This window comes from Gaetbulibacter sp. PBL-D1 (assembly GCF_050509525.1).
In the GTDB taxonomy this organism is placed as follows: Bacteria; Bacteroidota; Bacteroidia; order Flavobacteriales; family Flavobacteriaceae; genus Gaetbulibacter_B; species Gaetbulibacter_B jejuensis.
In genome coordinates, this window is record NZ_JBNWKB010000002.1 from 24,165 (window position 1) to 35,958 (window position 11,794).

The following is an 11,794-nucleotide window of genomic DNA, read 5'->3' on the forward strand; positions in this document are numbered from 1 at the left end:
CCGTTATAAATCAAACCCAATATTAACGCCTAATTTTTTAGCGATAAGCTTAGTAATGCGTTGTTTTATTTCTGGGATTTTTACCGAATTCAATACATTGTTACTAAATGCATACATTAAAAGCGCTCTAGCTTCTTTTTCTGGTATTCCTCTTGAACGCATATAAAACATAGCACTTTCATCTAATTGACCAATAGTACAACCATGTGAACATTTTACATCATCAGCAAAAATCTCCAATTGAGGTTTAGAGTTGATGGTTGCTTTGTCACTAACTAAAATATTGTTGTTAGACTGGTAAGCATTGGTTTTTTGTGCTTCTTTTTCAACAACAACTTGACCGTTAAACACACCTGTAGCACTATCTCCAAAAATACCTTTGTAATCTTGATGACTTTCGCAATTTGGTTCTATATGATGCACTAAAGTATTATGGTCTACATGCTGCTTATCTCCAATAATTGTGATGCCTTTTAAAGTAGAATCTATACGCTCGCCATTTTGGTAAAAATTAAGATTGTTTCTTGTTAGTTTTCCTCCAAATGAAAACGTATGTACAGACACATGACTTTCTTGCTTTTGCTTGATAAACGTATTATCAATTAATGAAGCGTTTTGATTATCGTTTTGTATTTTATAATAGTCAGCAATGGCACGCTTGTTTGCAAAAATTTCAGTTACTGAATTGGTTAATACAGGGTTATCTGTAAGACTTTGATGACGTTCTATGATTTGCACATGAGAATTTTCGTCAACAACAATTAAATTACGTGGCTGCAACATTAAAGCGGCTTCATTTCCTGTTGAAAAATGCACGATTTGAATTGGTTTTTCAACCAACTTATTCTTAGGAATATGAATGTATGCTCCTTCACTAGAAAATGCTGTATTTAGTGATGGTAAACTGTCTTTTGTTGCAGCTTTATTAAAATAGTTTTCAATAACTAATCTGTATTTAGGCTTAGCCAAAGCAGCAGACATTAAACAAACGTCAATACCATCGTGTGTGGTTTGAGACAAGTGTGAAGAATACTTACCATCTATAAAAATAATTTTATAACTATCAATATCATGAATTAGGTAAGGCTTGATATCTTTATACTCAATAGTGTTTTCAGTCTTTGGGAAAAGGCTGTAATCGTGTTTTAAAACACTATTAAGAGAAGTATATTTCCAAGCTTCTTCTTTTTTAGTAGGAAATCCTTTTTGCTCAAATGTTTTTATAGCTTCGTTTCTTATATCATGAATTGGAGAAGCATCTTCTAAATGATCTTCAAAAGCAAAAAACGATGAGACTAATTTATCTTTTAATTCCATTTTTTACAGTTTGCAGTTTCAGTTTGTGATATCAACTACCACTTACTGTTAACTGATTACTGGCATTTATGCGCCAACTTCTTCTTTAATCCAATCGTAACCTTTTTCTTCTAGCTCATGAGCTAATTCTTTTGGTCCTGATTTTACTATTCGTCCGTTATGTAAAACATGTACATAATCTGGAACGATATAGTCCAATAAACGTTGGTAATGCGTAATAACAATTACAGCATTGTCTTTATTCTTTAACTTGTTTACTCCATTTGCAACAATACGAAGAGCATCAATATCTAAACCAGAATCGGTTTCATCCAAAATAGCCAATTTAGGTTCTAACATTGCCATTTGGAAAATTTCATTACGCTTTTTCTCTCCACCTGAAAAACCTTCGTTTAATGAACGTGATAAGAACTTACGGTCAATTTCTAAAAGCTCAGATTTTTCACGAATTAATTTCAGCATTTCATTAGCTGGCATTTCTTCAAGTCCTTTTGCTTTACGTGTTTCGTTGATGGCTGTTTTCATAAAATTGGTAACCGAAACACCTGGTATTTCAACAGGATATTGAAAGGATAGGAAAATACCTTTATGTGCACGCTCTTCAGCAGCTAGCTCATCGATATTTTCACCTTCAAGAATGATTTCACCTTCTTCAACTTCATAGTCTTCTCTTCCAGCAATTACTGATGCCAAAGTACTTTTACCTGAACCATTTGGTCCCATAATAGCATGTACCTCTCCTGCTTTAACCTCTAGGTTAATTCCTTTTAGTATTGCTTTGTCCTCAACACTTGCGTGTAAGTTATCTATCTTTAACATATCTTATTTTGTTCCTAATTTTATAACGTTATTCTCATCTGCTTTAGAAGCAGAAACTTTTAGTATTTCTTTAATTTCGACTCTGTAATCCCAACCTTCCTCATTTTGTGGTTTCGGAATTATTTTTCCTCTAACCTCAACAGTCACATAATCTGTAGCTTCTTTTTTGTATTGTTGAGCCACATCGTTTAGCTCATGCATTTTTTTATCGATAACAACTCCATACACTGTAGTATTGGTTTGAATAACAGCAGCATCAGCATAGTATACAAACTCCCCAACCACAAGCGTCAATCCATCATTTTGCTTTGCTGTTTTACCATCAACATTTTCGGTAGTTGTTTCGGTAGAACTTGTGTCGTTCTTAGAATCGTTTTTACATGAAAACAATACTGCAGATACTAAAAGTGCTAAAAAGATTTTTTTCATCTGTTTGTTTTTAGTGTTTATCCAACTGAGCCTTCTAAACTTATTTCTAATAACTTTTGTGCTTCAACAGCAAACTCCATTGGTAACTTGTTTAATACTTCTTTGCTAAAACCGTTTACGATTAAGGCGATTGCTTTTTCAGTATCGATACCACGTTGGTTACAGTAAAATATCTGGTCTTCACCAATTTTACTGGTTGTTGCTTCGTGCTCTATTTGAGCCGATTTATTTTTAGCTTCAATATATGGGAATGTGTGCGCTCCACACTCATTACCCATTAGCAAACTATCACACTGTGAAAAATTACGAGCATTGTCTGCACGAGAACTTATTTGAACTAAACCTCTGTAAGAGTTTTGAGATTTTCCTGCTGAAATACCTTTGGAAATAATGGTTGACTTAGTATTTTTTCCTAAGTGAATCATTTTAGTTCCTGTATCTGCTTGCTGAAAATTATTAGTTACAGCAATAGAATAAAACTCACCTACTGAGTTATCTCCTTTTAACACACAGCTTGGATATTTCCAAGTAACAGCACTTCCTGTTTCAACTTGCGTCCAAGAAATTTTTGAGTTTTTCTCACACAATCCACGTTTGGTTACAAAATTGAAAACGCCTCCTTTACCTTCGGCATTTCCTGGGAACCAGTTTTGAACTGTTGAATACTTTATCTCAGCATCTTCCATCGCAATAAGCTCAACAACTGCTGCGTGCAACTGGTTTTCATCTCTACTTGGAGCTGTACAACCTTCTAGGTAACTTACATAGCTACCTTCGTCTGCAACCACAAGTGTTCTTTCAAATTGTCCTGTTCCTGCTTGGTTAATTCTGAAATAGGTTGATAATTCCATTGGGCAACGTACACCTTTAGGAATGTAACAAAACGACCCATCACTAAACACTGCACTGTTTAACGCTGCGTAAAAATTATCGGTTTTTGGAACAACCGTTCCTATGTGTTTTTTTACAAGTTCTGGATGTTCTTTAATTGCTTCAGAAATTGAGCAGAAAATAATACCTTTTTCTGCTAATGTTTTTTTGAAGGTTGTTGCAACAGAAACTGAGTCAACAACAACATCCATTGCTACTCCTGCAAGTTTCTTTTGCTCATCCAAAGAAATCCCTAGCTTATTGAACGTTTCTAATAATTCAGGATCAACCTCATCTAAGCTTTCGTATTTAGGCTTTTTGTTAGGTGCTGAATAATAAGATATGGCTTGAAAATCTGGTTTTTCGTAGTTTACATTTGCCCATTCTGGTTCAACCATTTGTTCCCAAACTCTAAAGGCTTCTAAACGCCATTCAGTCATCCACTCTGGTTCTTCTTTCTTTTTAGAAATAGCACGAACAACATCTTCGTTTAAACCTACAGGAAAAGTATCAGATTCTATATCTGTATAAAATCCGTACTCATATTCCTTGGTTTTTAACTCTTCTCTTAAATCGTCTTCGGTATACTTACTCATTAGTTATCTCGCTTCAAAAAATTACAGTGAAAATGATTCACCACAACCACATGTTCTATTAGCATTAGGGTTGTTAAATACAAATCCGCTTCCGTTTAAACCTCCTGAATACTCAAGAGTTGTTCCTATAAGGTATAAAAAGCTTTTTTTATCAACAATTATTCTTACACCATTATCTTCGAAAACCTTGTCTTCTTCATTCTGTGCTTTATCAAACTTTAAATCGTATGATAAACCCGAACAACCTCCACTTTTAACACCTACACGAACAAAGTCTGTTGCTGAGTTGAAACCATCTTCGGTCATTAACTCTACAACTTTCTTTTTAGCTGTATCTGATACTTTAATCATAATTGTTTTAATTACGTCTAAATTGACTGCAAATATACAATATAAGAAGGGTTTTACCATACAACCTAACATTATATTAGCAAATAGTTGCATAAGCTAAACAGATAACACAGCTGCTTGCTCATTAATTTATAAAATGGCATAAGTTTTTACTTCATAATCTTTAAATTTGCAGCATGATAGAAGATAAAAACCAACAACGTACTCCACTTTCAGAATTAGGAGAATTTGGACTTATAGATCATTTAACAAAACACTTTGATGTTAAACATAAATCAACCATTAAAGGTATTGGTGATGATGCTGCTGTGCTAGACTTTAAGTCTAAACAAATTGTGCTTACAACCGATATGCTAGTTGAAAATGTGCATTTTGATCTTAGCTACATGCCTTTAAAACATTTAGGTTACAAGAGTGTAATGGTCAACCTTTCTGATGTGTATGCTATGAATGCCAATGCAACACAAATTACGGTTTCTATTGCTGTTTCTAATCGATTCCCTGTTGAAGCGCTCGAAGAGTTGTATAGTGGTATTCAAACTGCTGCTGCTGTTTATGGTGTTGACGTTATTGGTGGTGACACCACCTCTTCAACTACTGGTTTAATTATTTCGGTTACTGCTGTTGGTGAAGTTGCAGCTGATGAAGTGGTTTATAGATCAGGAGCAAAACCTAACGACTTACTTGTTGTAACTGGTGATTTAGGTGGCGCATACATGGGTTTACAAATTTTAGAACGCGAAAAAGAAGTGTTTAAAGTGAACCCTCAAAACCAACCAGACTTGGACATGTACACGTACATTATTGAACGTCAATTAAAACCTGAAGCTAGAAAAGACATAGTAAAACTTCTAAAAGACTTGGAAGTAAAACCTACATCTATGATTGATATAAGCGATGGTTTGTCTTCTGAAATTATTCATTTGTGCAAACACAGCGATGTTGGTGTTGAATTGTATGAAAACAAAATACCTTTAGACCCTCAAGTAATTTCAACTTGCGAAGAGTTTGATATAGACAGTACAACTGTAGCTTTAAATGGCGGAGAAGATTATGAACTTTTAATGACGATTTCTCAAGACGATTACCCTAAAATTAAAGCAAACCCAAATTTGAGCGTTATAGGATTTATTACAGAAAAAAGCAGCGGAATGCATTTGGTAACTAGAGCAGAAGCTAAAATTCCAATAGTTGCTAAGGGTTGGAACGCTCTTAATAATCAGGAATAAGCGCTTTTTGTTTTTTGTTGTGAACTCTTCGGTTGTGTATACGCTCTAAAACCGAATTTATTTCTTTGTATTTTGGTGTTAAAGGAATCATTTCTCCTTTACCATTAATGGTCGTTTGTGCATTACAGTTTTTGCACTTGTATTCTTTTACATGATACGTAACTTTTTTAGCTATTTTGTACTCATGACCAAATAAAGAACAGTAGAGATTTTTCACTTGACTTGCTATTTTAGTTATTACTTTAGAGGATTTCTAAATATATGAAAATCAAGTAAAAACTTACAAGCAATTGTTAATATATCGATGAACTGAGTGTTTTTGACTTTAAACGTATCATCCTTCTTGTGTAAATCTCTTCAAGGATAGTATTGATTTCTTTGTACTTAGGCGTAAGCTCAGTTAAATTTCCGTTGCTATTTGTGGTAAGTTGCTTTTTACAGCGTTTACACGTATATTCTTTTACATGTGAAGTTACTTTTTTTGATACTTCATATTTGTGACCAACTATATCACAAACAAGTTTAGAGGCTGGGTTAGTTGTAGTTTTTTTCATGTTATCGAGATTTGGGACTGTTAACTTAGAAAAAAACAAAATAAAAACTGTTTAAAAGCTCTAATTTTCGATAAAATGCAAAATATTGTAAGTTAATTCTTTCGTGTTTTCGATATGACTCATGTGTCCATCAGGAAATTCAACAATTTTTACATCAGAATGTTCAACATGAGATACCGTTGTATTAAACTCTAAAACAGGATCTTTACGTCCAACTATAAGCATTTTGTTTATAGGAAGCGAATTAAAAAACCGTGTTCTGTCTTTACGCGTTTTCATGCCTTCTAATGCTGCAACAATACCTTGAAGCAAAGTCTCCAAAGCTTGTTCTTTAACAAAATCAATTGCTTCTTTTAACGTTTCTCGATTTTCGGGAGCAAACAAATTGGCAACAGACATACTCACAAAGGCTCTATGATTTTGTTTAACTGCTTTTATAGCTCTGTCTCTGTTTAGCTTACGTTCGTCACTATCCTCTTGAGCGGTAGAATTCATTAAACACAAACCTGTAACATCACTAGTGTAGTTTTCTGCATAAGCTAAAGCAACATATCCACCCATTGAATGACCAACAAATTTTGCTTGTTCAATCTGCAAATGTTCTAATACAGTTTTTACTGCTTCAGCCATCATTTCCATAGTATGGGTATAACCGATACTATCTGTTTGTCCATGACCCAGTAAATCTATGGTCACAACTCTATGGTTTTTGGAAATCTCAGGAACTAAATTAGTCCACATAGTAGAGTTTTCTAAAAAACCATGTAACAAGACTACTGCCTCGCCTTTACCTTCATCAGTAAAGTATAAATTTATGTTCTTATATTTTATTGTCATTATTCTATAAAGAAATGCAAAGATAGTGTTATGGGAGAATACTTAAAACCTTTAATTTTGAACCTATACCTTATTTTATTATGAAATCACTTTCGCTATTTGTTCTTTTATCATTATTAATGTTTAGTTGTTCAAAAAAACCAACCAATCATTTAATAGACAAAAACGCTACTGCCGAAACCATAAATCTTTTTAATAATTTAAAAGAAACTTCTAAAAAACACATTCTCTTTGGACACCAACATGCCACTGAATATGGTCATGGCTGGAAAGGTGACAAGAACCGAAGTGATGTAAAATCTGTTGTGGGTTCTCATCCAGCAGTTATAGGTGTTGATTTTTACAATGTATCAGGAATTAGTGAACGAAAAGTTCAACAAGCAATGTACGATTTGAAAAAAAATGTAGAAGACACTTATAACAGAGGAGGAATTACCACAATTGCATGGCATTTTAATAATCCTGTTTCTGGAGGTGGTTTTTATTGGAAGGATTCTATCTCAAAACCTGCTGTAAAATATATTATTCCTGGTGGTGAAGCACATCATGAGTATAAAAATATCCTTAAAAGAATTGGGTATTGGGCAAACAACCTGAAAGGAGCTGATGGAAAATCGGTTCCTGTTATTTTTAGACCTTTCCATGAGTTTGATGGCGATTGGTTTTGGTGGGGAAAACCTTATTGCTCAAAAGAAGAATTTATTAGTTTATGGCAATTTACCGTTAGTTACTTGAGGGATGAATTGGGTGTTCATAATTTTATTTATGCTTTTTCTCCTGATAACAGATTTACTACCGAAGAAGAATTTTTAGAACGTTATCCTGGTGATGAATGGGTAGATATGGTTGGAATGGATAACTATGCCGATTTAGGTCGCGATAGATATGATTTGGAAATTGCTGCCAAAAAACTGAAAATTGTTTCGGATTACGCTAAAAAGAAACACAAACTAGCTGCTTTTACCGAAACAGGATTAGAATCTATTCCTAACACGACTTGGTGGACAGATACCTTACTAAAGCTTTTAAAAACGAACGGCTTAGAGCTGTCTTATGTACTTGTGTGGAGAAACGACGAAAACAGTCCTACACATTACTATGCACCATTTCCTGGACAAGTAAGCGAAGAAAATTTTAAAGCTTTTTACAACGATGAGTTTACACTGTTTGAAAACGACCTTAAAAAGATGTACGACTAACTTTTTAGACGTTTGATTACCGAAAAGGCTTTGTCAACCACATCGTCTTCCACCAAAACAGTAAACTCGTTGGTAGTCGATACAACTTCGTACAATGCGATACCTTCCCAAGCTAATCGCTTAAAAATCTGGTAGTATAATCCAGTAACTTTTGAATTGTTCTCAGGAAGACTAATGCTTATTGCTGAAAGATGTTCTTTTAAACCTAGCAAGGTTTCATCTTTAAAATTTTCTTTTATATAAGCATTTTGAGAACTCGAAATGATAATATTACTCTCTAGAATTCCTCTAGTAAACGCATAAAACACATTACTTTGCGCATCAATATGTTGCAAAACTTTAGAATGACTTAGTATAAGTGTTTTAGAATTTTGAAATGTAAAATCACTTAAATTAGACCTCACAGTAATGTCTCCCAAACTTTCTATAACGCGTTTTAATCGTGGTGAATTTCCTAGATCTTTTGGTGGACTATAACGTCTTAACGCCATCATTATCGCTCCTGTTTTTACAGGCTTTCTAAGCATTTCACTTACAGGATCTGCCAATTCTTCTGCCAAAGCGGAATAGTTAATTATATTTCTAGACAAGGCTTCTTCTAAAAAAGGTTGCGCTACTAAAAGCTCTTCAACACAAGCTGCAATAGTTTTCATTTTGTTAATTATTTAACAGTGTGTGCAAATTTAGTTTAATTTTTTAAATTTCATGTGTTTAAAATGTTTTGAATATAGCTTTGCTTCAAAATTAATTGAACAAGACTATGCAAGTTTTAAAATTTGGCGGAACATCAGTTGGGTCTATTGAAAATATGACCAACGTAAAAAACATCATTAATGATGGCAACAGAAAGATAGTAGTACTTTCAGCAATGTCTGGAACAACTAATGCGCTTGTAGCGATTTCTGAAGCAATAAAACAGAATAATGTCAACCTAACACCTCAACTTATTGAGAATTTACGTTTAAAATATGTGGATGTAGTTAATGGCTTACTACAAGATTTGCAATTGCATAATGAAGCTCAAGTTTATGTTCAATCCGTTTTTAAATCTTTGAGTCTTTGGGCTAAAGAAACTCACACTGAACTTTTGTATAACAAAATCGTATCTCAAGGCGAGCTTTTATCTACTTTTTTGTTTAGTAGATTTTTACAACAGGAAGGTATTAATGCACAGTTGATTTCAGCGCTCGATTTTATGCGTATCGATAAAAGCCATGAACCAGATAATTTTTACATCAAACAAAACTTAACTCGTTGTATTGAGCAATTACCACAAGCAGACATTTACATTACACAAGGTTTTATTTGTTTGGATTCTGAAGGTGAAGTTGCCAACCTACAACGTGGTGGAAGCGATTATACTGCAACTATTATTGGAGCTGCAATTAATGCTACAGAAGTACAAATTTGGACAGATATTGACGGTTTTCATAATAACGACCCACGTTATGTTGAAGACACGCAAGCCATCTCAAACTTGTCTTTTGATGAAGCTGCTGAGTTGGCTTATTTTGGTGCTAAAATATTGCATCCGCAAACGGTTATGCCAATTAGAGAGCAAAACATTCCGTTGCGTTTAAAAAACACTATGGCTCCACAAGCTCATGGTACTTTAATTACAAATACCATTCATGGTGAAGGTATAAAAGCCATAGCAGCTAAAGATGGTATTACTGCTATAAAGATTAAATCGGCTCGTATGTTGTTAGCTCACGGATTTTTGAAAAAAGTCTTTGAGGTTTTTGAAAAATACGAAACTTCAATTGATATGATTACCACGTCTGAAATTGCAGTGTCGTTAACTATTGACGACACCTCTCACCTACAACACATCTCTGAAGAATTACAAAAATTTGCCTCAGTTGAAATAGACGACTACAGAACTATTGTTTGTTTAGTAGGCAACAACATTGTGTTTCATCCTGATACACCTAAACTGTTCCAGATATTACAAGACGTTAATGTGCGTATGATTGCCTATGGTGGAAGTAATAATAATATATCGCTGTTGATTAATACAAGTGATAAACAAGAAACCTTACGGAAGTTAAATCGATATGTTTTCGAAACAGAAGTGATATTAAATTAAAAAAACGGCAAATTGCCGTTTTTTTGTTTATGAATTCATCAACTCCTCAATTTCTTCTGCTTCAATTGGGATATTACCCATTAAATTAAAAGGTTCTCCTTGTTCTTGTATCACTACATCATCTTCCAAACGAATACCAAACCCTTCATCTGGAATATAAATACCAGGTTCTACGGTAAATACCATGTTGGCTTGCATTGGTTCGTGCAGCAAACCATAATCATGCGTATCTAAACCAATATGGTGACTGGTACCATGCATAAAGTATTTTTTATACGCTGGCCAATCAGGATTTTCGTTCTGTACATCAGCTTTATCCAATAGTCCAAGACCTAATAATTCAGAGGTCATAAGTTTACCAACTTCCACATGGTAGTCTGCCCAAATAGTTCCAGGAACCAATAGTTTAGTCGCTTCATTTTTTACACGTAACACCGCATTGTAAACTGCTTTTTGACGTTCGGTATACTTACCATTTACAGGAATGGTTCTACTTAAATCGCTTGAATAATTAGCATACTCAGCAGCAGTATCAAACAAAATTAAATCACCATCTTTACATTGTTGGTTGTTTTCAATATAGTGTAACACATTGGCATTGTTTCCTGAAGCGATAATTGGTGTATATGCAAAACCTTTAGAGCGATTTCTTAAAAATTCGTGCATCATTTCAGCTTCAATCTCAAACTCCCAAACACCAGGTTTTACGAAACCTAATACTCTACGAAACGCTTTTTCGGTAATATTACAAGCCTGTTGCATGAGTTCAATTTCTATTGGGTCTTTTACCGAACGTAAACGCTGTAAAATAGGATTACTCTTGGCTACTGAATGTGCAGGATATTTGTCTTTAAGCCATTTAGTAAAACGGTCTTCGCGTGTTTCGGTTTCTACATTGGCTCTGTAATGTTCATTAGTATTTATGTAAACGGTATCGCATTGCGTCATGACTTCGAACATAATTTTCTCTAAGTCTTGTAACCAATACACGGTTTTGATTCCGCTAGTTGTAAAAGCGGCTTCTTTAGTTAGTTTTTCACCTTCCCAAACTGCAATATGCGCGTTGGTTTCTTTTAAGAATAACATTTCACGATGTTTAGGATTTGGACAATCAGGGAAAAGCACTAAAATACTTTCTTCCTGATCTACTCCACTGAGGTAAAAAATATCTCTATGTTGCTCAAAAGGCATCGTGCTATCTGCACTTACTGGGTAGATGTCGTTACTATTAAAAACCGCCAAACTACTTGGTTTCATTTGTGACATAAAATTTTTACGGTTTTTTATAAAAAGTTTACTATCTATTGGATGATATTTCATAAGAAAAATTTATTTTTTTTATTCCCTTGAAAATGGGAATCTTATTAATATTTAGTTATCAGTCACGCTGAGTTTATCTAACTATTTTTCTATTAGATTAAAGCTTTAGCTTCGACAAGTTCAACTAGACAATAACGTTTCATTTTTTCAAAAATAAGCAAACAAAAACGCAAGCCCAAGCATG

General features: G+C 34.0%; 13 protein-coding genes. 3 read left to right on the top strand and 10 right to left on the bottom strand.

The genetic code is table 11. The features are described 5' to 3' along the window. Positions 1 to 3: 3 nt before the first annotated feature. The 5 genes from sufD to ACQ0RB_RS02110 all read right to left on the bottom strand — a co-directional run bounded on the left by sufD (position 4) and on the right by ACQ0RB_RS02110 (position 4,382). A complete protein-coding gene (sufD, locus tag ACQ0RB_RS02090; protein ID WP_129759927.1) occupies positions 4 to 1,317 on the bottom strand; it encodes a Fe-S cluster assembly protein SufD in 1,314 nt (437 codons plus the stop codon). 66 nt (positions 1,318 to 1,383) lie between these two features. Next, on the bottom strand, positions 1,384 to 2,136 hold the full coding sequence (sufC, locus tag ACQ0RB_RS02095) for a Fe-S cluster assembly ATPase SufC (RefSeq protein ID WP_430496151.1): 753 nt from the start codon (positions 2,134 to 2,136) through the stop codon (positions 1,384 to 1,386). A gap of 3 nt (positions 2,137 to 2,139) precedes the next feature. Further along, positions 2,140 to 2,565: a hypothetical protein gene (locus tag ACQ0RB_RS02100; protein WP_262733568.1), complete on the bottom strand. Its 426-nt coding sequence runs from the start codon at positions 2,563 to 2,565 to the stop codon at positions 2,140 to 2,142. A 17-nt stretch (positions 2,566 to 2,582) separates the two neighbouring features. Further along, the gene (sufB, locus tag ACQ0RB_RS02105) at positions 2,583 to 4,031 is read right to left on the bottom strand and encodes a Fe-S cluster assembly protein SufB (protein WP_262733567.1); all 1,449 of its coding nucleotides are present in this window, start codon (positions 4,029 to 4,031) and stop codon (positions 2,583 to 2,585) included. A 21-nt stretch (positions 4,032 to 4,052) separates the two neighbouring features. Continuing rightward, a complete protein-coding gene (locus ACQ0RB_RS02110) occupies positions 4,053 to 4,382 on the bottom strand; it encodes a HesB/IscA family protein (protein ID WP_129759923.1) in 330 nt (109 codons plus the stop codon). A gap of 176 nt (positions 4,383 to 4,558) precedes the next feature. Between ACQ0RB_RS02110 and thiL the strand changes: the two genes are divergently transcribed. After that, positions 4,559 to 5,611 (top strand): thiamine-phosphate kinase, encoded by a 1,053-nt coding sequence (gene thiL, locus ACQ0RB_RS02115; RefSeq protein ID WP_134198239.1) that lies wholly within the window; start codon positions 4,559 to 4,561, stop codon positions 5,609 to 5,611. On the opposite strand, the gene ACQ0RB_RS02120 is transcribed toward thiL, so the two are convergent. The 3 genes from ACQ0RB_RS02120 to ACQ0RB_RS02130 all read right to left on the bottom strand — a co-directional run bounded on the left by ACQ0RB_RS02120 (position 5,595) and on the right by ACQ0RB_RS02130 (position 7,002). Next, positions 5,595 to 5,828 (bottom strand): hypothetical protein, encoded by a 234-nt coding sequence (locus ACQ0RB_RS02120; RefSeq protein ID WP_430496154.1) that lies wholly within the window; start codon positions 5,826 to 5,828, stop codon positions 5,595 to 5,597. The two genes, thiL and ACQ0RB_RS02120, sit on opposite strands and share 17 nt — an antisense overlap. Positions 5,829 to 5,904: 76 nt before the next feature. Beyond that, the gene (locus ACQ0RB_RS02125) at positions 5,905 to 6,165 is read right to left on the bottom strand and encodes a DUF1660 family phage protein (protein ID WP_134198240.1); all 261 of its coding nucleotides are present in this window, start codon (positions 6,163 to 6,165) and stop codon (positions 5,905 to 5,907) included. A 60-nt stretch (positions 6,166 to 6,225) separates the two neighbouring features. Further along, entirely contained in the window at positions 6,226 to 7,002 is a 777-nt protein-coding gene (locus ACQ0RB_RS02130) for an alpha/beta fold hydrolase (protein ID WP_430496157.1), read from the bottom strand. Between the two features lie 80 nt (positions 7,003 to 7,082). Here ACQ0RB_RS02130 and ACQ0RB_RS02135 point away from each other — a divergent pair, with 80 nt between their 5' ends. Further along, positions 7,083 to 8,201, top strand: coding sequence for a glycoside hydrolase family 26 protein (locus ACQ0RB_RS02135; RefSeq protein WP_430496159.1), 1,119 nt, complete (start codon positions 7,083 to 7,085; stop codon positions 8,199 to 8,201). Here ACQ0RB_RS02135 and ACQ0RB_RS02140 read toward each other — a convergent pair. Continuing rightward, the gene (locus tag ACQ0RB_RS02140; protein WP_430496161.1) at positions 8,198 to 8,854 is read right to left on the bottom strand and encodes a hypothetical protein; all 657 of its coding nucleotides are present in this window, start codon (positions 8,852 to 8,854) and stop codon (positions 8,198 to 8,200) included. The genes ACQ0RB_RS02135 and ACQ0RB_RS02140 overlap by 4 nt on opposite strands. A gap of 107 nt (positions 8,855 to 8,961) precedes the next feature. On the opposite strand from ACQ0RB_RS02140, the gene ACQ0RB_RS02145 reads away from it, so the two are divergent. Then, positions 8,962 to 10,290, top strand: a complete 1,329-nt coding sequence (locus ACQ0RB_RS02145; RefSeq protein ID WP_430496163.1) for an aspartate kinase — start codon at positions 8,962 to 8,964, stop codon at positions 10,288 to 10,290. Positions 10,291 to 10,317: 27 nt separating this feature from the next. On the opposite strand, the gene ACQ0RB_RS02150 is transcribed toward ACQ0RB_RS02145, so the two are convergent. Beyond that, a complete protein-coding gene (locus tag ACQ0RB_RS02150) occupies positions 10,318 to 11,610 on the bottom strand; it encodes an aminopeptidase P family protein (protein ID WP_430496165.1) in 1,293 nt (430 codons plus the stop codon). Positions 11,611 to 11,794 lie beyond the last annotated feature (184 nt).